24 protein-coding genes and 1 other RNA gene are annotated in these 20,690 nt (G+C 58.4%); 15 read left to right on the top strand and 10 right to left on the bottom strand.

Features of this window, described 5'->3' with window-relative positions; genetic code table 11:
• The first annotated feature begins 57 nt into the window (after positions 1–57).
• From GTP58_RS30415 to GTP58_RS30405, 3 genes are read left to right on the top strand one after another with little or no spacing between them, the layout of a single operon-like run.
• Positions 58–963 carry a cysteine hydrolase gene (locus GTP58_RS30415; RefSeq protein ID WP_161080649.1) on the top strand — a complete coding sequence of 302 codons (906 nt, stop codon included), beginning with the start codon at positions 58–60 and terminating at the stop codon, positions 961–963.
• Positions 960–2,153 carry a nicotinate phosphoribosyltransferase gene (gene pncB / locus GTP58_RS30410; protein ID WP_161080648.1) on the top strand — a complete coding sequence of 398 codons (1,194 nt, stop codon included), beginning with the start codon at positions 960–962 and terminating at the stop codon, positions 2,151–2,153. Before GTP58_RS30415 ends, pncB begins: the two co-directional genes overlap by 4 nt.
• Positions 2,154–4,463, top strand: coding sequence for a bifunctional diguanylate cyclase/phosphodiesterase (locus GTP58_RS30405; protein WP_161080647.1), 2,310 nt, complete (start codon positions 2,154–2,156; stop codon positions 4,461–4,463).
• Between the two features lie 3 nt (positions 4,464–4,466).
• Here the strand turns inward: GTP58_RS30405 and GTP58_RS30400 are convergent, their stop codons facing one another.
• The 3 genes from GTP58_RS30400 to GTP58_RS30390 are packed head-to-tail and all read right to left on the bottom strand — an operon-like array spanning position 4,467 to position 5,780.
• Positions 4,467–4,769 (bottom strand): hypothetical protein, encoded by a 303-nt coding sequence (locus GTP58_RS30400; RefSeq protein ID WP_161080646.1) that lies wholly within the window; start codon positions 4,767–4,769, stop codon positions 4,467–4,469.
• Positions 4,770–4,808: 39 nt separating this feature from the next.
• A complete protein-coding gene (locus GTP58_RS30395) occupies positions 4,809–5,108 on the bottom strand; it encodes an antibiotic biosynthesis monooxygenase (protein WP_161080645.1) in 300 nt (99 codons plus the stop codon).
• A 27-nt stretch (positions 5,109–5,135) separates the two neighbouring features.
• Positions 5,136–5,780, bottom strand: a complete 645-nt coding sequence (locus GTP58_RS30390) for a TetR/AcrR family transcriptional regulator (protein ID WP_161080644.1) — start codon at positions 5,778–5,780, stop codon at positions 5,136–5,138.
• Between the two features lie 160 nt (positions 5,781–5,940).
• Here GTP58_RS30390 and GTP58_RS30385 point away from each other — a divergent pair, with 160 nt between their 5' ends.
• The 4 genes from GTP58_RS30385 to GTP58_RS30370 all read left to right on the top strand — a co-directional run bounded on the left by GTP58_RS30385 (position 5,941) and on the right by GTP58_RS30370 (position 9,348).
• On the top strand, positions 5,941–6,315 hold the full coding sequence (locus tag GTP58_RS30385; RefSeq protein WP_161080643.1) for a hypothetical protein: 375 nt from the start codon (positions 5,941–5,943) through the stop codon (positions 6,313–6,315).
• Between the two features lie 170 nt (positions 6,316–6,485).
• Positions 6,486–6,845: a transfer-messenger RNA gene (ssrA, locus tag GTP58_RS30380) on the top strand.
• A 97-nt stretch (positions 6,846–6,942) separates the two neighbouring features.
• Positions 6,943–8,532, top strand: coding sequence for a site-specific integrase (locus GTP58_RS30375; RefSeq protein WP_161080642.1), 1,590 nt, complete (start codon positions 6,943–6,945; stop codon positions 8,530–8,532).
• 42 nt (positions 8,533–8,574) lie between these two features.
• Entirely contained in the window at positions 8,575–9,348 is a 774-nt protein-coding gene (locus tag GTP58_RS30370) for a hypothetical protein (RefSeq protein WP_161080641.1), read from the top strand.
• A 53-nt stretch (positions 9,349–9,401) separates the two neighbouring features.
• On the opposite strand, the gene GTP58_RS30365 is transcribed toward GTP58_RS30370, so the two are convergent.
• Together GTP58_RS30365 and GTP58_RS30360 are read right to left on the bottom strand one after the other, a co-directional pair.
• Complete coding sequence (locus GTP58_RS30365; protein WP_161080640.1) at positions 9,402–9,740, bottom strand: recombinase family protein; 339 nt, start codon at positions 9,738–9,740, stop codon at positions 9,402–9,404.
• Positions 9,741–9,856: 116 nt separating this feature from the next.
• The gene (locus GTP58_RS30360; protein ID WP_161080689.1) at positions 9,857–10,855 is read right to left on the bottom strand and encodes a DUF4238 domain-containing protein; all 999 of its coding nucleotides are present in this window, start codon (positions 10,853–10,855) and stop codon (positions 9,857–9,859) included.
• Between the two features lie 526 nt (positions 10,856–11,381).
• Between GTP58_RS30360 and GTP58_RS30355 the strand changes: the two genes are divergently transcribed.
• The 4 genes from GTP58_RS30355 (at position 11,382) to GTP58_RS30340 (ending at position 13,509) form a co-directional block, all read left to right on the top strand.
• The gene (locus GTP58_RS30355) at positions 11,382–12,047 is read left to right on the top strand and encodes a hypothetical protein (RefSeq protein ID WP_161080639.1); all 666 of its coding nucleotides are present in this window, start codon (positions 11,382–11,384) and stop codon (positions 12,045–12,047) included.
• Between the two features lie 118 nt (positions 12,048–12,165).
• Positions 12,166–12,447, top strand: coding sequence for a hypothetical protein (locus tag GTP58_RS30350; protein WP_161080638.1), 282 nt, complete (start codon positions 12,166–12,168; stop codon positions 12,445–12,447).
• A 97-nt stretch (positions 12,448–12,544) separates the two neighbouring features.
• Entirely contained in the window at positions 12,545–12,970 is a 426-nt protein-coding gene (locus tag GTP58_RS30345; RefSeq protein WP_161080637.1) for a hypothetical protein, read from the top strand.
• Positions 12,964–13,509 (top strand): PIN domain-containing protein, encoded by a 546-nt coding sequence (locus GTP58_RS30340; protein WP_161080636.1) that lies wholly within the window; start codon positions 12,964–12,966, stop codon positions 13,507–13,509. Before GTP58_RS30345 ends, GTP58_RS30340 begins: the two co-directional genes overlap by 7 nt.
• Before the next feature lie 36 nt (positions 13,510–13,545).
• Here GTP58_RS30340 and GTP58_RS30335 read toward each other — a convergent pair whose 3' ends face one another.
• Both GTP58_RS30335 and GTP58_RS30330 read right to left on the bottom strand, forming a co-directional pair.
• On the bottom strand, positions 13,546–13,800 hold the full coding sequence (locus GTP58_RS30335; protein ID WP_161080635.1) for a hypothetical protein: 255 nt from the start codon (positions 13,798–13,800) through the stop codon (positions 13,546–13,548).
• 337 nt (positions 13,801–14,137) lie between these two features.
• A complete protein-coding gene (locus GTP58_RS30330; RefSeq protein ID WP_161080634.1) occupies positions 14,138–14,284 on the bottom strand; it encodes a hypothetical protein in 147 nt (48 codons plus the stop codon).
• A gap of 266 nt (positions 14,285–14,550) precedes the next feature.
• Here GTP58_RS30330 and GTP58_RS30325 point away from each other — a divergent pair, with 266 nt between their 5' ends.
• The 3 genes from GTP58_RS30325 to GTP58_RS30315 all read left to right on the top strand — a co-directional run bounded on the left by GTP58_RS30325 (position 14,551) and on the right by GTP58_RS30315 (position 16,746).
• Positions 14,551–15,042 carry a type II toxin-antitoxin system MqsA family antitoxin gene (locus GTP58_RS30325; RefSeq protein WP_161080633.1) on the top strand — a complete coding sequence of 164 codons (492 nt, stop codon included), beginning with the start codon at positions 14,551–14,553 and terminating at the stop codon, positions 15,040–15,042.
• A gap of 1,087 nt (positions 15,043–16,129) precedes the next feature.
• Positions 16,130–16,321 carry a hypothetical protein gene (locus tag GTP58_RS30320; RefSeq protein ID WP_161080632.1) on the top strand — a complete coding sequence of 64 codons (192 nt, stop codon included), beginning with the start codon at positions 16,130–16,132 and terminating at the stop codon, positions 16,319–16,321.
• Positions 16,315–16,746, top strand: a complete 432-nt coding sequence (locus GTP58_RS30315) for a PIN domain-containing protein (RefSeq protein WP_161080631.1) — start codon at positions 16,315–16,317, stop codon at positions 16,744–16,746. Before GTP58_RS30320 ends, GTP58_RS30315 begins: the two co-directional genes overlap by 7 nt.
• Here the strand turns inward: GTP58_RS30315 and GTP58_RS30310 are convergent, their stop codons facing one another.
• Positions 16,747–17,214, bottom strand: coding sequence for a carboxymuconolactone decarboxylase family protein (locus GTP58_RS30310; protein WP_161080630.1), 468 nt, complete (start codon positions 17,212–17,214; stop codon positions 16,747–16,749).
• 87 nt (positions 17,215–17,301) lie between these two features.
• A complete protein-coding gene (locus GTP58_RS30305; RefSeq protein ID WP_161080688.1) occupies positions 17,302–18,174 on the bottom strand; it encodes an RNA polymerase sigma-70 factor in 873 nt (290 codons plus the stop codon).
• Positions 18,175–18,314: 140 nt separating this feature from the next.
• Between GTP58_RS30305 and GTP58_RS30300 the strand changes: the two genes are divergently transcribed.
• Positions 18,315–19,586, top strand: a complete 1,272-nt coding sequence (locus tag GTP58_RS30300) for an O-acetylhomoserine aminocarboxypropyltransferase/cysteine synthase family protein (protein ID WP_161080629.1) — start codon at positions 18,315–18,317, stop codon at positions 19,584–19,586.
• Here the strand turns inward: GTP58_RS30300 and GTP58_RS30295 are convergent.
• Complete coding sequence (locus GTP58_RS30295) at positions 19,583–20,674, bottom strand: hypothetical protein (RefSeq protein WP_161080628.1); 1,092 nt, start codon at positions 20,672–20,674, stop codon at positions 19,583–19,585. The genes GTP58_RS30300 and GTP58_RS30295 overlap by 4 nt on opposite strands.
• Between the last annotated feature and the right edge of the window lie 16 nt (positions 20,675–20,690).

Raw genomic sequence — 20,690 nt, 5'->3', positions numbered from 1 at the left:
CGAATGACGTGCCTGGACTGCTGTATCATGTAAGACTCCAAAGCCATGGAGCCTTACATGAAACGGAATCTGCATCTGTTGATGATAGACCCGCAAAACGATTTTTGCGACCTGCCGGACCAATACCGTCCGCTGGACCCGTCCACGCGCCAGCCGCTGGCGCCAGCGCTACCGGTCGCTGGCGCCCACCAGGACATGCTGCGCCTGGCTGCGCTGATTAACCGCGGCCGCGCCGGCCTGACCGCCATCAGCGTGACGCTCGATTCGCACCACCGCTTCGACATCGCCCACCCGACCTTCTGGATCGCCGCAGATGGCGCCGCAGTGGCGCCATTCACCGAGATCACCGCCGCCGACGTGCGTGCGCAAAAATACGCACCACGCCATCCGGCCGCCTTGCCCGTCGCGCTCAACTACCTGGATAAACTGGAAGCGGCCGGCCGCTACCAGCTCATGGTGTGGCCCGTGCACTGCGAGATCGGCACCTGGGGCAACAACGTCCACGCCGACGTGCGCGCCGCCTACAGCCATTGGGAAGAAGCCTCGCTGGGCATTGTCGCCAAGCTGGCCAAGGGCTCCAATCCGTGGACCGAACACTATTCCGCAGTGCAGGCCGAAGTGCCGGACGCCGACGATCCCGACACCCAGTTCAACACCCGCTTCGTGCGTACGCTGGCCGAGGCCGACCGCATCTACGTGGCCGGCGAGGCGGGCAGCCACTGCGTCAAAGCCACGGTGGAACACATCGCCGATTATTTTGAAGCGGAATATGGCGCCGCCGCGCTGGCCAAGCTGGTGCTGATTACCGACTGCATCAGTCCTGTGGCCGGCTTTGACGCGCAATATCAGGGCTTCCTGCACGCCATGCAGGCGCGCGGCGTGCAGCTCGTGCAATCGGGCGACGTGCTGCCCGAACTGCTGGCCAATGCCAACGCCAGCGACAGCGTCGTGGAGAGCGCATGAAGCAGCCAGTCGTCCGCAGCCTGCTGGAAACGGACTTATACAAATTCACCATGTGGCAGGCGCTGCTGCATGGCCATCCGAACTCGCACACCGAGTACGAATTCGTGTGCCGCAATACGCCGGCCTTTCCGCTGGCGGACCTGCTGGAAGACGTCGAGCGCGAACTCGATCACCTGTGTTCGATGAGCTTTACCGACGAAGAACTCAGCTACCTGCGCTCGCTGCGCTACATGAAAAGCGATTTCATCGACTTCCTCACCGTGTTCCGCTTCCAGCGCAAATTCATCGAGGTGCGCGCCGTTGGCGACACGCTGGTGATCCACGCGGCCGGTCCACAGGTGCACGTGATGGGCTTTGAAATCTATGTGCTCTACATCGTCAACGAGCTGTACTTCCGGCGCTTCGACCACGGCGCCGCGCTCACCGAAGGGCGCGCGCGCCTGAGCGCCAAGATCGCCCGCCTGAAAACCCTGGGCGACGAAGCGTCGCGCCGCTATCCGTTCGAGTTTTCCGACTTCGGCACGCGCCGCCGCTTTTCCGGGACCTGGCATGACGAAGTGGTGCAGCGCCTGGCGCGCGAAGTGCCCGAGTATTTCAAGGGCACCTCCAACGTCTACCAGGCCATGAAGTTTGGCCTGATCCCGATTGGCACCATGGCGCACGAATACATGCAGTCGTTCCAGGCGTTTGGTGTGCGTCTGCGCGACTTCCAGAAAGCCTCGCTGGAAGCGTGGGTGCAGGAATACCGCGGCGACCTTGGCATCGCACTCACCGACGTGGTGGGCATGGATGCCTTCCTCGACGACTTCGACCTGTACTTCGCCAAGCTGTTCGACGGCCTGCGCCACGACTCCGGCGACCCGGTAGCGTGGGGCGAAAAAGCCATCGCCCACTACGCCGCGCTGCGCATCGATCCCAAGACCAAGCGGCTGGTGTTTTCCGATGGCCTCAACTTCGACAGCGCGATTGCGCTGTACCGCCACTTCGCCGACCGCATCATGACCGGCTTTGGCATCGGCACCCACCTCACCAACGACGTCGGCCTGGCGCCGCTCAACATCGTCATGAAGCTGGTGTGCTGCAACGGCCAGTCGGTGGCCAAGCTGTCCGATTCCCCGGGCAAGACGGTGTGCAAGGACGAGACTTTCCTGGCCTATCTGCGCCAGGTGTTCAACCACCCGGCCACGTAAATGGACTACCTCTACCTGCTCAACGCCGGCATGTACCTGATCATCGGTACGGCGTTGCTGGCAGTGTGGCAGCGCCACCGCGCGCAAACCTTCGCGCGCGACATGGGCTGTTCGACCGTGTTCGCGGCGCTGCTGCCGATCGGCTACCTGGTGCACACCGAAGCCGCGCCGCCATGGCAGGCGCTGGGCATGGCGCTGGTGGTCGTCGGCGCGATTCCCAATTTGCTGTTCCTGGCGTCCGGCGTGCTGCAGCTGTCCGGCCGCCGCCTGCCGCGCCCGGTGGCGGCCGTCATCACGGGCGGCGCCCTGATCGTGCTGCTGGCACCTCCCGCCGGCGCCAAGCTGGTGTGGTGGGCCGGCTTCAATCTGTGCGTGCTGACCGCGCTCGGCGTACTGGCCACGCGTTTCCTGTGGCGCACCGGCGCCGGCGTGCGACTGGTCGGGCCGCTGCTGATCACGCTGGGCCTCAACCAACTGCTGCTGATCGCCTACGCCGAGCAGGGACTGGCCATCAACATCATCAACGCCACGCTGCTGCGCGCCGTGATCGGCGCCGTGTTCGTGCTGTCAGCGCTGGATGGCGCGCTCGATGAAGCGGGCAAGCTGGCGCGCCGCTTCCAGCAGCTCACCGAACATGCGGTGCAAGGCGTGGTGGTGATTGACGGCCAGCGCATCCTGTACGCCAATCCGGCAGTGCGCCAGATCTACGGGCTGCCGCTCGGACTGGGCAACTACATCGCGCTGGCCGACCTGCCGCCGGAAAGCTTTTGCGACGCTACGCTGCAGCGCCAGCATCATGCGCTGCAAAGCGGCCAGACCGATATCGCCAACTGGGAAGGGCGGCGCGAAGTGGCGGGCGGGCGCGAACTGGAACTGCGCTTCGAAGCGTGGCGCGTCGAATGGGACGGCCACTCCGCCACGCAAGTACTGATCACCGACGACACCGAACGTAATGCCAGCGCGCGCGCCTTGCTGCACCAGGCCACGCACGACAAGCTGACCGGCCTGCCCAACCGCACGGTGCTCATGCAGCGCCTCAAGGAATACTGCTACCTGGCCGACGGTTCGCTGCACTGCACCTTGATCGTGCTGAATATCGACCGCTTCAAACTGTTCAACCAGAGCCAGGGCCACGTGGTGGGCGACCATGTGCTTAAAGCGTTTGCCGCGCAGCTCAGGCAGGTGCTGGGCGCCCGCGCGGAGCTGATGCGGCTGGGCGGCGACGAATTCGCCATCGTCGATCCCGACGGCGCCAATCCGCACGACATCGCCGGCCGGCTGCAAAGCGCCTGCTCGCAAGCGTTGCGCGTGGGTGGCAGCGAGTACGTGATCGATGCCTCGATGGGCATGGCCATCTTCCCCGAGCACGCCGGCAATGCCGAAGCGCTGCTGCGCGCGGCCAACGCCGCCATGTACCAGGCCAAGCGTATTCCGGGAACCTCGCTGGCGCTGGCTGAACCGCTGCGCGTGGAGCAGTTGTCGAGCGCGCTGGAAAACGAACAGGCGCTGCGCCGCGGCATCCGCACCCAGGAAATCTATCTGGATTACCAGCCCAAGATCGATGCCGTGAACGGCAAGTTGCTGGGCTTTGAGGCGCTGGCGCGCTGGCAGCGTCCCGGCATCGGCCTGGTCAGCCCGGTGGAGTTCATCGCTATTGCGGAACGTACCGGCCTGATTGCCGAACTGGGCGCCGCGCTGCTGGAACGCGCCTGCCGCCAGATCGCCGTCTGGCACGCTGAGCTGGGCGACTGCGTACCGGTGGCGGTTAATGTCTCGCCGGTGCAGTTGCTGACCAAGGGCTTTCCGCAGCTGGTCGAGCGCCTGCTGCGCGAGACCGGCATCCCGCCGCACTGCCTGACGCTGGAAATCACCGAAAGCGCGGCGATCGACAACCTCGAAGACACACAGACCCAGTTGCGGCACTTGCGCGGACTGGGCATCGAAGTGGCCATGGACGATTTTGGCACTGGCTTCTCGTCGCTGAGCATGCTGCGCGAACTGCCGTTGAGCACCCTGAAAATCGACCGCGGCCTGATCATCCCGCTGCCGGCGCCGGACGCGGTGGCGGTGGTGACCGCGATTTGTCAGCTGGCGTCCGCGTTGGCGCTGCAAGTGGTGGCCGAAGGCATCGAAACGCTGGAGCAGGCGATCGCCGCACGGGATGCCGGCTGCCAGGCCCTGCAGGGCTTCTTCTACGCCCAGCCGCTGACCGTGGCCGACGCGGGCGCATGGATGCAGCGCCAGCTCAGCGCTGGCGCAGATGGCCGCAACGCCGGCGACGACGCCGCGGCTGCTGTCTCGACGATGTAGGCCTTAAGCGTCTTTGGCGCCGTAGCCGCCCATGATGGAGTCGGCCTTATCCTGATCGTCGTCATCGTAGATATCGACGGTCAGCATGGCGCCACTGCGCTGGCGCGCGGCAGCGGCGGCGGCCGGCCCGCCCGGTGTCAGGGAGTCGAGCAGATTGCCGACCGTGCTGGTGGCCACATTGGGCGCCGGCGTGGTGTGCTTGGTCAGCTTGACGCTGGACTGCGGAAAACCGCTGGACAACAGGGCGCTGCGGGCGCTCTCGGCGTCCGCGACCTGCTCGAAATTGCGATGGATGGTGCGGCTCATGATGGCCTCCTGTTGAGACTCATTAGTGCGCGGCGGCGCTTAAAAACCCGCCACCACGGTTGTAAAATGCTCCACTTTCGGCGGCAGGGCAAAGTGGCTGCCCACCAGCCCGCGCCAGGCCTGGAAACCGGCGCTGCCGCGAAAATCGACGGTATGGTTTTCCAGCGTCGCCCAGCCGATCACCAGATGGTACGTGTCCGGCACTTCAATATCGCGATCAAGGCGCATCGACAGGCAACCGGTGGCCGCCTTGAAAATCGGCACTGCTTCGCGCACGGCGGCCTGGAAGGCGTCGTGGGCGTCGGACTTGATGTAGAGCTCGGCGACTTCGTAAATCATAAACGTTCCTGGCAGTGAAGTATGGTGCTATTGTGCCTCAACTACGGCAGGCGTGCGCAGGATGAAACGCATGGCCTGGCGCGCCAGCTCCTGGACGTCGGCGCCATTGCCCGGCTTGTACCATTGCACGGTCCAGTTCAGCGCGCCGAAAATCAGCAGGCGGTCGAACTGCGACGGCGTGCTCCAGTCGCCCGAATGGTGCAGGGCTGCGATGGCGCGGTCCCATACCGCCTCGTACTGATCCTTGAGCGCGACAATGCGCGCGCGCGAGGCCTCGTCCAGCGAGCGCCATTCATACAGCAGCACCGCGATGAAATGGTGATCGGGCGCCAGCAAAGTGTGCAGATGCGTCTCCACCAAACGCTGCAGCATGGCGCCCGGCGGCAGCTGCTGGGCGGCGATCTCCTCAATCTGCGCCAGCGAACGCTGCATGCCTTGCTCCATGATGGCGGCCAGGATTTCCTGCTTGGTCTTGAAGTGATAAAACCAGCTGCCGGCCTGAATGCCGGTGGCCGCCGCGATATCGCGCACGGTAGTGTTGTCATAGCCCTTGGTGCGGAACAGCTGGGCGGACTTCTCGATGAGTTCCGCGCGCAGGCCGCCGCCTTCACCCTTTTGCGGGCGTCCGCGTTTCTTGGGGCCGGGGACAGCTTGGACGGCGGCATCAGGCATGGCGTGGTGGAAGCTGGAATGATGACACTGTCATTTTAATACGTTGTTAGCGATAAATTCACAAATCCTGTAGCGCGTGCTGCGCCGCAACAACAGGCCGCACGTTTGCGCCATACCGGCCCAGCTTGACAACCGTAATCGTGCACACGAGGATGAAGCCATGGACCACGCCAACGACACGCTCAGGGCAGAAATGAATGTCCGCTTCCAGGAGGTCAGAGCCGACTTCCGGCAAGTAGACGCGAACTTTCGTAACGTTAATGCCAACTTTCGCAACGTCGACGGGAATTTCCGCGAAGTTAATGCCCGCATCGATGCGTTGCGTATAGAAACGTACGAGCGCATTAATCAGTTGCGCAAAGAAGTCAACGAACGCATTGATGAGCTGCGTAAGGAGACTCACGATAATTTCAGGCTCATCGAAGCCAAAATCGATGAACTGCGCAACCATAACGATGCCCAGTTCCGCTGGCTGGTAGGTCTTATGCTCACCAGCATGCTAGGCATGGCTGCGTTGCTGATCAAGACCATCTAAGGTAAATGGTGCCGGTATATTTCCCGACCGCCGGCGCCGGTAGAGCCGCCCGCATGGGGCGCTAAATGGTCGTTCTATGTGAGAACTGCAGCCATCATAACGGCCGAATATGACGGGCGTTTGACGTGCATAGCGGGGGGCGGCAAATTACGGTAGAATACGAAGTCTGTGGGGACGACCTGGCTTCGACGTGGGTTGCAAAGCAGAGCAGGGCATACCGAGGCCTGGTTACCTCGTAAATACACCCAGAAATCAATAACTGCAAACGATAACTCGTACGCACTGGCAGCCTAAGGGCTGTTAGCTCCTAAACGCTTCTTCCCTGGGGCGGACCGTTAAAAGTCAAGGAGTCATTTACAGGGAATCGCGCTGTAACGGGTCACTTGAAGCAGCGCTAAATCTAAGGTGAATCGCTTGTATGTAACGTGCACATCCGTGCCATACCGGTTAAATTAAATGATAGTGCTAAGTATGTAGAACTGTCTGTGGAGTGCTTGCGGACGCGGGTTCGATTCCCGCCGTCTCCACCAAAAATCTCATAAGCCGTTGATTCGTCAACGGCTTTTTCTTTTTGCCTGCCCGATTTGGCCTTGAACCCCAAATCAGCACCCCAAATCGGAGCAGGGCATGGCGATCAAGCTACCTTCACATCTACACCGCAGCCGGTCAGGAACTTTACATTTCCGCATTGCAATTCCATCGGACGTTCGCCATCATTTCGCGTCGCGCGAAGTCTACCGCGCCCTGGGCACCGCCTCAGTCCAGGACGCGACGGACGCTGCGCAATCACTGTCCCTTGCGTTTCGAGAAATACGGCAGCAGTCAATGTTCGATCAAGAAGATAAAGAATATTCTCCTCAGACCGCCAAGCTGATGGAGATGATGAAAATCAAAAAGGTGCAACTGCGCTACCAGGCTGTCATTGATGAGTTGGACGCCAAGGTGGATCAACTGGAGCTAATGTCGCGCCGGCAGACGGAGCAGCACCGGCGAGAGCTTGCATTAGTGCTTCAGGCGACGAACTCGCACTCAGCCGCCGGTGGGGCCAAACTAGATCCCTCGTCAGTGGCGCGCGCGGTGCCAATGTCGGCGTATATCGAACCGTACTTCGATGCCATTCCAGTTGAGCAAACGCCTAACGAAAAGTCATTGGAGGCCTACCGCGCGGCCATCAATACTTTTATCAAGATCGTTGGCGACAAGCCTCTGCAACAGCTGGGTGTCCAGGAGCAGAACAGGTTTGAGGACGTCATTGTCAAGCTGCCGGCCAACAGCACGAAGCTGGCCAACCTGCGCAGTCTTTCGATAGATGAGATGGTGGCGCTCGGCCTTGCACCGATCAGCCCACAGAGCGCGAAGAACATTGCGCGCCGGACCAACGTATTCTTGGAGTGGGCCTTCCGCCGAGAGGGAGGGAAGCCGCCGTTCAAGTTGCTGGAGCGTATCAAGCTCACCAAGAAGCGGAAAGTAGCCGCAACAAAGCGGCGCGCTTTCACTGATGACGAACTGCGTACTGTGTTTGATCCGAACACGCTGGGCGTCAGTAATCAGCCCAGCCTATATATGTTTTGGGTGCCCTTGATCGGTGCTCATACCGGTATGCGTATCAACGAGATTGCGCAGCTAAACTTGGCCGATTTGGAGATGCACGCTGGCGTCCATTGCTTCAACGTCACCGACTTGCCTGACCCAGACGAGGAGGCCGAACTCGTGAACGTCTTGGCTGCGAAGGCGCTCAAAACCGAAGCTGCGCGCCGGTTGGTTCCTATCCATCCCCGTCTTGTCGAGTTAGGTTTGCTGGAGTATGCGGACGCTCTGCGCGGCGCAGGAATGACCAGGCTGTTCCCCGACCTAGTCGGTGGCCGTGATGGCCCTGGCCAGCCTGCGTCAAAGCAGTTTGGTCGATACTGCGACCGCATTGGGCTGACAGACCCGGCTCTGGTCTTCCAGAGTTTCAGGCACGGTGCCGTTGGACGTATGCGGTCAAAGATGGTGCCGAAGGAACTGCGGAAGGTAGTCGTTGGCCATAGCCTGCTAGAAGACACTCACGACGGCTATGGCGATATGCAAAACGACTATGCCGCAAAGGATCGGTATGATGCCATCGCGGCGCTCAACTTTGATGGAATTATCGACTACAACCAGTTGGCGGCGCATACGCCCGATCTGGCCGCACTAAACGATTCGCTTTCGCGTCAGGCAAAACGGAAAAAATGATGTTTGCCCACCAGAGGCATCTCAATCAAATAAGGAAAATGAATGTCAAGCATCGGCACATGTAGGCTTTGCCAAACGGCAGGAGCGACCTTACTGGGATCACATATTGTTCCTGAGTTTTTCTACAAAAGGGTTTATACGAAGTCGCATAAGTTCACAGCAATTCCACTGGAGGATGAAAAGCGATTGGCGATTGAACAAAAGGGATATCGAGAAGACCTCCTCTGCGCGAACTGCGAGACAAAGTTATCCAAGTGGGAGGGAAAGCTGAGTCAGTTTGTAAGCCAGGTTGTATCGGGGGCTTATACGACTTGCAAGGCGACTCAGCACGGCATAGTAACTGCCGTTTCGGGGGTAGATTATTCTAGTGTGAAAATGGCCGTCATTTCTATCTTCTGGCGAATGAGCATAGCAAAACATAAGCTGTTTGGTTCATACAGCTTAGGCCCCTATGAAGAACAATTCAGAAATTTGCTGGACCAAGCAGCAGTGCCTGCGGAGACGGAGTTTCCCATCTTGCTGTCAAAAGGTTTACTCGATGGGCAATTTCTTCCTGGGATTCTTTTCCCGATGAGTAGGGGAATGTATGACAATACTCTTGTTCTGCAATCGGTCGTATTGAACGGCATTGTGTTTGATTGCGTTATGACTAAGACCCGGGCCATCCCAAAGGAAATGGCTGCGTTTGCACTGCAAGCGTCCGGGGGGATACTTATAGCAAGTAGATCATACGAAGATCTGGGGGTGGATATCGGTGAGGTATCGAAGCGGATGCGGCGGGCGGACGTAAAGGCCTTTTATCAGAAGCATTCGTAGCGAAGTTCTCGCGGTTGCCGTTGAAGGCCTGCGAATACAGGCCAGTTGTAAAATCAGGCTGCCCATTCCTGAACACGGCTTACGGCCTTCGCCGTCCACTTGCCGCCTCGTATCGTCGGCACGCCCATCTGGTTCAGGTGGGCGGCAATCGCGTTCAAGCTCATGCCTTCGCGGAGGTTGCCCAGATGGCCCTTCATCTTCTTCGCAAACTCGACGGAGGCCAGCTCCCGCGCCTCTCGGCCCTTCGCCTGCGCATCGGGCAGGTTGGTCTTGTTACCCAAGACCACGCCAGAAGCCTTCCTGACCGCCAGCGCCGCCTTGGTGCGCTCAGAGATCAACTTGCGCTCCTGTTCGGCCAGTGATGCGTATATGTGCAGGACGAACGGATTCACATCGACCCCAAGCTCCGCGTCATCATCAAGCGGGGCGCGGCTACCCATCCACGTCAAGAATTGGAACGCTCAATAATAACCTGCCGCCTTATGCGGTGAGCGTTCGGCTTTGCCTGTCAGGCGACCACACGACGGTCAGGGGCTTTCTGGTAGCTCCTAGCGATGAAGTTTTGAAAGGGCGTAATTGCTTCAGAAGTGTTACCGATAATGTGCACTCTAGCTCGAGCCGCCACTTTGGAATTAAATTCAATAACAGCATCCTCATTAATTTTATTCTTTCCCGCAGTGAACCGCGCGGAATCGCAGATGATGTAAGCGATTCGAGGCGAGATTGGATAATAGAAGTCAGAATGCTCCGGCGGGGTGAAGTCTGTCATTGAAACAGACGGGTGCACATTGACGATAGGTTGATCAGACGTGATGAACGGCACACTCGTGTCATTTATCAGTAGCGCATGTCTAGCGCTGCGACGATCCAAGAATAGATTACGTCCAAGATTCATCCCAAACATATAACTCAGAAACCACCATACATGCTCCATTGCAAGAGCCACTTGAATCTCAAGAGCATTGCTTCGAGAAAGAACTTGAATTACGCCATCTCGAAAAGGCTTTGTACGGGAAATTTGATGACCGAAGAACGCCATGAAATTCATCATGTGAGAATCATCCTGCAACACCCCGAGATTTTCTTCGGCAAGCGCTTCCAGCACTGGACGCGCCAGTTTTTCGTGCTCAGCGTGGAGATTTTCTAATAGGCTGCAATTCAATGCATGAAAATGTAATTCTGCTTCCTGATTCAGCTTGCCAGACTTACGGTACATAGCCTCTGCCTGCTGCACCTTCAAAAATTCACGAAGGAGCGACATGTGCTGTTGATGGAGATCGTCAGGGCTTTTCCGTGAGAAGCGGTCAATCACTTCGACATGCCATCTAGTAAGCGTAGTGATTTTATAGAAATAGTCCTCAACAACAATAGCGCGAACGCTATCTTGGGCGATTTTGCCAGTCTTGGTAGTGTAGAAGACATTGTTCGTGCCACTACCCCATCGAGCTAAGTATGACGCCCAGACGTAATGATGCCGTTTCTTTACTTCGAGGTGTTTTTGCGATATGCGTGTCCGTTCGATGTAGTACCCGCGTGTTGGCGCACTCTACAAGCTTCTGCTGTGTCGCCTGTCAGCTGGCCGGTGAACTTTATAGCTGAACTTCTGTTTCTGGCCTAACTCGGCCGGTGACCAGACAGAATAACATCTTGCTCATCTGGAAAATACGCGAAATCTCTCGAGTCCGAGTAGCGGCGTTCAGAATGACGCGAGTATTGAGTTGGCCAGAGCGAACAGGCGGTCGCGGCTCACTCTGGCAGTCTCCTGGCGCGGCCCTGGCGGAAAGTGAAAGTCCTAGAAAAAAACGACTTCCGGTATGGCATAGGCTTTGAAAACTAAGGGGGCAATTTGAAAATCACCTTACGACGACGGTCGGAGTACCCCTGCAGTGCTGCATCGCTTTCGATGTGATATTTGGTGAGAATCTACAGTTGGTCGTCAAGTACACTGCTCAATCTAATTGTTTCCACCCGGAACTGCTTTATGCCTACGGCTATCGCAGATGGTTTTCAAAAGAATCTAGTTACTTGAATAAATGAATGATCTGAAGCACTCGGGCGAAGGCGCTCCTGTTTTACTTCCACGCATCGCTGCATCAATCGAACTGATTTTTAGTATTGTGAAGTTCGCGGTGGGATTGATTGTCTTACTGATCGTATTTTTTATTGCATATAGCGTAATAAGTACTGCGCTATCTGGCGACAAACCCTTTGCCGGACCAGAAGATAATTCAGTTCAGACGTTGACGCCAGGTGGTGAAGAGACCGCCGGTACATCGAAATATGTGCTCTCCCCAGAAGTTGAAAAACTTGGCGAGTCCATCGATATAGATAAGATCAATCGTGCGATTGATCGCCATGATGTGAGCGTACTGGCAGTCGTTCCGGTTCCTGGTCAGGACAAGAATCTAGCGCGCCTGTTCAAGCGACATAATCTTGTCATTGCCAACAATGGCGAGGCGTTATGTGAGCAAGCTGTGAAATTCGACGGGCTGGAACGGGCAGGGTGCTCGATCTCCATCTTCGTATCGCGAAAGCGTGGCAATGGGAAATACTCGGACTTGGCAGGTTTTCACGCGACGTGGTTTCGCGGCACCCATGATAAGGCGTTTAAGCCTGCTAATGGATGGGCAGAGCACATTACATATGCTGACGAATGGATCGCTTTGGGTGGGATGATCGATCGCATGGACCGTCCATAACCATTGAAAGTCCTGTGATACGCTTTATGCTATGCGAAGGGCGGCAACATGGAGGCAATCGTATTCCGCCTGAGTGTCGTCATCGTATCTTCGCTATGCAACCAAGATGAGGGCATAAATGAGTTGTTCTGTCTGCGATAGTAAAGACGTAATCCATGAGGCTAAAGCGCTGTACTACATCAACGTCGGCGGTTGCCCGCGCGCTGCCGAGATAACGCAGTACCTGGCAAGCCTACCGAAAGACGCGCTGATACGCCTGGCTGGCGAGTGCAGCGTGACCGATGGCTGGGACATGTGCCGCACCCTTAACCTCGACACCGGCAAATTCAGGCTGGGCCGGGAGCGCGCCGTGGTCAACGCCTGGCTGCATGCTTGGGCAGCGAAACGCCTACCTAAGTGACCAGGCAAGTTGACTAGAAATGAAGCACACTACCTGCAACAATGGTATTCTGTACGTGTAACCGGGCAGTATTGCGGTATTTTATCTGGAGAAAATTATGAGTGCGCCAAGCATCCCAAAAGGAGGTCTAGCCGGCGGTTTGCGTAAGAGAGTGCGCCAAGACAAAGGGCCGCGTAGCCTGACGGTGCGCAGCTTGGACGCCTTGTTGCTTCAACGCTTGGATGTGGTAGCCGCCCGTCGCACCGGAGTTGTTGTGCCCGCTCTGGACCCGACGGTGAAAATTAAGGGTACGGTGTACCCAGGCATGATGTACGACATTGCGGGCGCGGAGCCTGCGGGCGTCAACATTGGGGCCGTAGCGCGTGCCGTAGTCGCGCCGAGCAAGACCAAGGATCATGTGGATCTTGAGAAGCTGGAGAAGCACCGCAAGGCCGTCGCCATGATTGCCGGCCTGTGGGGCAACAGCGAAGAAGGCCCGATTGATGGCGTTGAATATCAAAAAAAGATGCGTGAAGCATGGTAATAACCGATCCAGTCATCATCGACACCAACATTTTCATCGACCTGCTAAATGGCGTTCCTGACGCCCGGAGAGTTCTGGACACCCACATCGACATTGCCCTTGCCGCCATTACCTATGCGGAGGTAGCGTCGGGCTGCACGCCGGCGGAATCCGGCATGTTTGAGGCGTTCCTTGCAGCCGGCAAGAGCGCCGGCACGGTCCAGATGATTCACACGGACGACGCCATCATCAAGCTGGCGGCGAACTTCAACAAGAATCCAAAGACCGGGCGAGGGTACGGCAAGAAGCAGCTGGCCGATTCCATCATTGGGGCGACTGCCGTAATGTCTGGCCGGACGCTGTTGACCCGCAACGCACCGGATTTTAAGGGCGCAGTGGTGAAAACGCCGTACCAGGGCCAATTGGTCGACACGCCCCAGGCGGACGGCACGGTGAAGAAGGTATGGGTTCCCAAGGTGTCTGCGCCGGCGCCCGTTGCAGCCACCACAACGGTACTCCCAGTCACTCCGGCCCCCGCGGCACCTGCCAAGCTGGCGTAAATTTAGGGCGCTGGCCAGCTACGCCTGACCGTCCAACTATTCATCGCCCGCCATCTGCGCGTCCAAGTACGACTCGTCCGAAAGGTACGCCAAATACGCCCCGGTCACGGTCGGGGCGCTTTCCGCCCGCCGCATCCAGCGGTGGCGCTCCTCTTCCTTGAGACTCTTCCACCAGGCCACTTCGGCGCCCTCGTTGACGATTAGCGGGAAAACGCCGCTGCCAACCTCATTGCCCTCCGCGTCGTGCAGCTTGAGGTTCCATCCACCGCCTGCAGTCTCAGCGCGCAGCATGATCCGGTAGTGCGGCTGCCCCGACTCGTCTGGGATGGGCAATCGGGGGCCGGCCGCCAGCTCGTCCGCTAGGTGGAGTCAGCGCCGGCGAAGGTAGATGACGTAATCATTGAGCAGGCCTGAATGAGCAGGCGGGCGCAGCTCACTCTGTCGGCCTCCTGGCGCGCCCCCGGCTGAAAATGAAAGTCCTAGAAAAAAACGACTTCCGGTATGGCATGCGAGAGAAAAACCGCGATGCAAATTCGAGAATCTGCTTGCGTGGTGGTGTAATAGCAGTTGATGATGAAGTCGAGTGAAGTTGCTGTGCATGGACCGGATAAGATTAATACGCCGGTCGTCACCGCCGGCCACGCCAGGCGAGGGCGAACAGGGCCACGATCGCGACCAGGATGATGAACTGATGGGCGGCGGTAGGGTTCTGTCCGAAGGCGGCGACGATTTCGGGCGCGTTGGCTACGGTTTTCTCAACGGCGTTGCTGGTCATTTTGGTGTCCTTTTTTGTGATGAAACTGCGTCAATCTTTGCACACAAAAAGAACAAACGGTTTACGGCGGGCGTCTCAAGCTCCGTTTTTGGACCTTCGCGAGCGTGCCGGTGACATGTCGCCGCAGAGCGAAAAACACGCTCCGTTCATAGGCATGCCTACCCACTTCTCATAGGGGAATTCGCCGCCGAAGGTCTCCGCCAAAGTCGAACAGCAGGTGATGCAATTGGTATCCTGACAGACGGTAGAAATCATCCAGCCAATCGATGCGCAACGGCGTTTCGTGGATCGTGGCGTCGATGACGGTGCCGGAGATGGAGGCAGGCCGCCAAGTCGTACCTCTGCCACGCGGCCGCAGGCAGACCGAGCGCGTCGAAGTCATTTGTCAATCGCCGTTATTCACCACGACGTTATTACTGAAAGGAGATTTAATTATGAATTGCCCAAACTGCGGCGGTGACAACGTCGTCCATGAGAGTAAAGCGATGTACTACACCCACGAGGGCCGTGCGCACGCAGGCGGTAATGTCACTGGTTACTTTTGCAAACAATGCGGCACGATGCTGACTGGACAGCAGAGGTCAACTGACGCCGAGCTTGAGGAGCGCCGCTCTAAACCGGCGATTGTTTTGACCGAGGCCCAGCGCGCCGCGCGCCGTGAAGCGCTGACTCGCCTCAGGAGTCTGAATCGACTGCACCGCGAGGGCGGGGTGGTCGATGGCTTGGCATTTCAGTTGGAGCAACGCGCCGAGTGGTAGGGCTGGTTCTCAGGTTCATCACTTGGGCGCATCACCGCCCAGGTGATGAACCTGGTAGCTGACCTCAGTTCCAAGTAGGACAATCTGTATCAATGTTGTAAGTACAAAATCCGGGCCTTTCAAATAGTATTTCTCACAGGGAATACTATCTGGTACAAAACCCGGACCTTTCGGAGAGTATTTCACCGGGGGAATACTCTCCATCGTTTCGCGCGTAGAGTGGATAGGGACTGGGGGTTGATTCCCGATACACTCAGAGGAACTCCGCCGAGCGTCCGGCTTGGTTGGTGCTAGAATACCCCGAGTCTGCACCCCAAACGGGGTGCAAAGTGCGGCCTGATCGAGGTGAGCAGCCCTGTAGAATCAAAAGCTTATGAGTGCCGATGGTGGAGACTGGAGACTCCCGCCGTCTCCACCACAAATTCGAAAAGCCGTTGATTCGTCAACGGCTTTTCTTTTTTGCCTGCCCGGTTTGGCTTGGAACGCCAAGTCAGCATCCCAAGAACGGACCAAGCATAGCAATTAAGCTACTTTCGCCCCCACCATTCGTTTCGTTATAAACGACTCCGATGAGGAGTTCGCTTAAACACGTCGTCGATTTTACTTCATGAGAGTTTTTAGCCGAGGGTCGTCAGGCTTGAACACTTCGCGACAGTCGCCGTCATAAAAGCAGAGTGAATCTCCCGGCTGAATGTCTTCACGCCGTATCCAAACGAGAACACTACTTCTTTCCACAACGATATGGCCTTCGTATCCGGGAGGCGGCAATATCTTCGCAAGAAATTCCGCCACTGAGGGAATAAGTGTAGGGGTATTCATTTAGGATGCCTCTCGACGGTAGTGAAGGTTGAGGCTTTTACAAACTTGAATCCAAAGATGGTGACTCAGCTCGATGTTGACATGTATAGATGGTGGAGATTGCAGAATCCCGCCGTCTCCACCATTCGGCTGGAAGAACAAAAGGCCTCGTTGCGCAAGCTTCAGGGCCTTTGTTTTTGTGCTCTTTTTCTGCACCAGCTCAATCTGTGCGAAAGAAGATTTTATGTCCAAGGTATAGACTGTGAACTCCTGTGGAAGGAGAAGTCAGATGGATACGCCAACAATGAAGAGTTCCAAGGGACCGTTGAAAAACGAACAAGGCGAAAAAACGACCCAATTGGAGGCTGATCGCCAAGTGCGTCTGCAGGCAATCGATCTCATTTTCGGCATCTGGAAAGGCCGTACCGACATTCCTGCCGATGGCTTGAAGTACCAACAGCAGGTACGTGCCGAATGGTAAAAGTCTTGTTTGATTCGAATATCCTGGTCGACATAATGAATGGCGTGCCGCAGGCACGTACAGAGGCTAGTTATTATTCGGATATCACCATCAGTGCAATTACCTGGATGGAGGTAATGGTCGGGTGTGTTCAACCAGTTCAGGCAGTTCAATTCCAAACTTTTTTGACCCGCTTGGCGGTCAATGTCATCCATACGAACGATGCGATTGCACTCGCCGCAGTGCAGATCCGCATGACCGGCTTAATGGCGACTCCGCGCCGACAGATTCGGCTTCCTGACGCAATCATCAGCGCGACTGCACAGACTTTGGGCCTGACTGTTATCACCCGCGATCCAAGTGATTTCAGTGGAAATGCAGTGCGCGTGCCTTATCAGATTGATGCTGGCGGCGTCGTGGTAAATGTACTGCCGCCGCCTGCCTAGTTACATGCCTGGCGGTGGCACTTCCGGGATCTGGCTGTGCAGGCTGGCGTTGATCACGTTCCAACCTCGGATCACCGCAATTGCGTAGCTCATTTCGGCGATTTCGTTGTCGCTGAAATGGCTTTTCAGTAAATCGAAATCAGCGTCGCCAGGATGTTTGTGGGGCAGGGCGTTCACCGCTTCGGCCCAGTTCAGCGCAGCGCGTTCGCGTTCGCTGAAGAACGATGCCGGCGCCTCGCGCCAGCCGGCGATGGCGTTCAGGTGGCGTGGTTCGACTTCCTGCTTGATGAGGTCGCGCCAGTGCATGTCGACGCACACGCCGCAGCCGTTGATCTGTGAGATGCGCAGGTTGATCAGCTCCACCAGGCGCGGGCCGAGCGAGCTTTTCTTGACGGTGCCGGACAACGTAATCATGGCCTGCATATTGGCCGGTGCGAGTTTGAAGAAAGGGATGCGGGCTTGGTTCATGGTGATGCCTTTCAGAGTAAGGGGAGGGCGCACCGTGCGCGCTCCATACCCTGTAAGACGGGCCAGCTTCGCAGCTTGTGACAGCGTTCAGAAAATAGTCTGTGGGACGCCGGTCAACTTATCCGGATTGCGCACGATGAGCACGGCGGCGATGCGGTCGTTTTCGATGACGATGGATTGCGCCGACTCCAGTTTGCCGTTCACATAGCGCACCAGCCCCGGGCCGCCGTTGACACGGGCCTGGCGGTACACCACCTGCTGCGGATACTGGTGCTCCAGCGACCAGAACGATCCCGCCACGCGTCCCGCGCCGTGCAGGATGTGCAGATAGGAGTTGACCTTGCCGCCGCCATCGGCCACCAGCTGTACATCGTCCGCCAGCATGGTTTTCATGGCCGCGCGGTCGCCGATCTGGGCGGCGGCGATGAAGCGGCCCAGCAGCGCCTGATGCTGCTCGCGTGGTATCTCGAAGCGTGGCTTTTGCTGCTGCACGCGTTCCTGCGCGCGGTGCACCATCTGCCGGCACGCCGCTTCGCTTTTGCCCAGTACTGCCGCGACATCGGCGTAGTCGTGGTCGAACACCTGCCGCATCAGAAACGCCGCGCGCTCCTCGGGCGACAAACGCTCGAGCACCCACAGAAATGCCATCGACACTTCACTGGCCAGCTCCGCATGGCTTTCCGGCGTGTGTTCGTCCAGCTCGACGATGGGTTCGGGCAGCCACCAGCCCACATAGGACTCACATTCTGCAAGGCGGCCGCGCAGGCGGTCGATGGCCAGCCGGGTGGTGATGGTCACCAGCCACGCTTCCGCCGATTGCACGGCTTCCTGCGCGCTGCCGTGCCAGCGTAGCCATGCATCCTGCACCACGTCCTCGGCATCGGCGCGCACACCCAGCATGCGGTAGGCAATTGAGAACAGCCGCGGACGCAGCGCGTTAAAAGTCGTCGTATCAGTCATCATGCAGCGTAGACGTGCCAGTGCTCCGTTTTGTGACAGCATAGCTTATCCGGATTGCGCATTTGCATTTTTGGAATCATTCTTGGTCACGCCATGGCCTTCCATGCTATTTTGCTAAGTCCACCACCCAAGGAGACAGCATGAAACTGGAAACCATCGCCGTCCACGGCGGCTACCGCCCGGACCCGACCACGCGCGCCGTCGCCGTGCCCATCTACCAGACCGTCGCTTACGCCTTTGACGACACCCAGCATGGCGCTGACCTGTTCGATCTTAAAGTGCAGGGCAACATCTACACCCGCATCATGAACCCGACGCAGAACGTGCTGGAAGAGCGTGTCGCGGCGCTGGAAGGCGGGATTGCCGCGCTGGCGCTGGCGTCCGGCCAGGCTGCCATCACGTATGCGATCCAGACCATCGCCGAAGCGGGCGACAACATCGTCTCCGCCGCCACGCTGTATGGCGGCACCTACAACCTGTTCGCGCACACGCTGCCGCAGTTCGGCATTACCACGCGCTTTGCCGATGCGCGCGATCCCGCATCCTTCGCCAAGCTGATCGACGAGCGCACCAAGGCCGTGTTCATTGAATCGATTGGCAACCCGCTCGGCAATATCACCGACATCGCCGCGATTGCCGCCATCGCCCACCAGCACGGCGTGCCGCTGATCGTCGATAACACCGTCGCCACGCCTTATCTGCTGCGCCCCATCGAGCACGGCGCCGACATCGTGGTGCATTCGCTGACCAAGTACCTGGGCGGCCATGGCAATTCCATCGGCGGCGCCATTGTCGACTCGGGCAAGTTCCCGTGGGCGCAGCACAAGGAGCGCTTCAAGCGCCTCAACGAGCCGGATGTGTCCTACCATGGTGTGGTCTACACCGACGCGCTGGGGCCTGCCGCTTATATCGGCCGCGCACGCGTGGTGCCGTTGCGGAATACTGGCGCAGCGCTGTCGCCGTTCAATGCCTTTTTGATTTTGCAGGGGATCGAGACGCTGGCGCTGCGCATGGAACGCATCGTCGAGAACACGCGCAAGGTGGCGCAGTTCCTGGGCCAGCACGCGAAGGTGAAGTGGGTCAATTACGCCGGCCTGGAAGATCACAAGGATTATCCGCTGGCGCGCAAATACCTGGGCGGCCGCTCGTCCGGCCTGCTGACTTTTGGCGTCGAAGGCGGCGTCGAGGGCGGCACGCGCTTCCAGGATGCGCTCAAGCTGTTCACGCGCCTGGTCAATATCGGCGACGCCAAATCGCTGGCCTGCCATCCGGCCACCACCACGCACCGTCAGCTCAATGAGGAAGAGCTGGCGAAAGCCGGGGTAACGGTGGATACGGTGCGCCTGTCGATCGGCATTGAACACAGCGATGACCTGCTCGCAGACCTTGAGCAGGCGCTGGCCGCGGTTTAAGGCTTGGCTTTGTCCGGCACGCGGGTGATGATGACGTTGCCATCGGCGATCGTGCAGTCGATGATGTGGCTGCGCGATACGCCCGCGTGACGCGAGTACAGGTCGTGGTACTTGCCTGACTCTTCGAGCCGCAGGTCGATGCGGAAGTTTTGCAGGTTGTTGGCAGCCTGCACATCGCGCAGGCGCTGCTTGCGGATGTCCGCTTCCTTGTCGCTGCGGCCGTGCATTTCCGGGCCTTCAAAGTAGCGTATCAGCGCGCATTCCACCACGTCGATGCGGTCCTTGAGCAGCATGTCCGCCGCCACCGGATTCTGGTTGACTTCCATCTCGGCCGGGTCGCCGTCGTCCGACATGACTTCGACATTGAAGCGCTGGATCAGCAGCAGCATGTCGTTGTCTTCGCTGAACTTCTGGTGCACGCGCTGCACTGGCGTCAAACGCGCGCGTGCCAGCCGGCCCAGCGGGTCCTTGGTCTGGCCGACGTACTGTACCTCGGTCTTGTAGTTCAGCTGATTCTCGTACTGCTGCAGAACATCGTGGATCGACAGCGCTTCAATCAGGCCGCCCCAGTTGAGCGTGATGAAGCGGTCGGTCAGCACCACCGACGGTTTTTTCAGCGTGGCGGCAAACGGCACCTCCAGCTCGATGGTCAGCGATTCCTTTTTCTCTTCCGGCCCCACCAGCAGCGGCACGGTCAGCTTGAGCGAGAAGAAGCCCCAGCTGGTGCTGCGCGTGGTGTCGAAGCGCACGCGCGGGCGGTTGACGGCAAAGTAGATGAGGCGCTTTTCGCTGGTCGCTTCCAGGTCGAACTGCATGCGGCGCAGGTGACGGCCGACCGGATCGCGGATGTCCGGCACTTCCGGGAAGCCGGCGATCAGGTCATACCAGTGGAATTTGGCGTCGGCCACCGTGACCACCCAGGTCTGCGGCGCGGCGGTCCGTTGCGGCATCAGCGGCAACAGTTCTTCCATCGCGTCCGGCGGTGGCGCCATCAGGTCGTGGAAGGGTTCGGGCGCTTCCTCGAACAGCGCGCCTATGCCCAGTTCTTCCGGCGACGGATCGGGGTAATCGTCGTCGTCATTGGTCATGTTGCGCGCTCCAGGG

This window comes from Duganella sp. CY15W, assembly GCF_009857555.1.
Classification (GTDB): Bacteria; Pseudomonadota; Gammaproteobacteria; order Burkholderiales; family Burkholderiaceae_D; genus Rugamonas; species Rugamonas sacchari.
The sequence above is the reverse complement of the archived record's forward strand: the minus strand, read 5'-3'. Positions and strand labels throughout refer to the sequence as shown.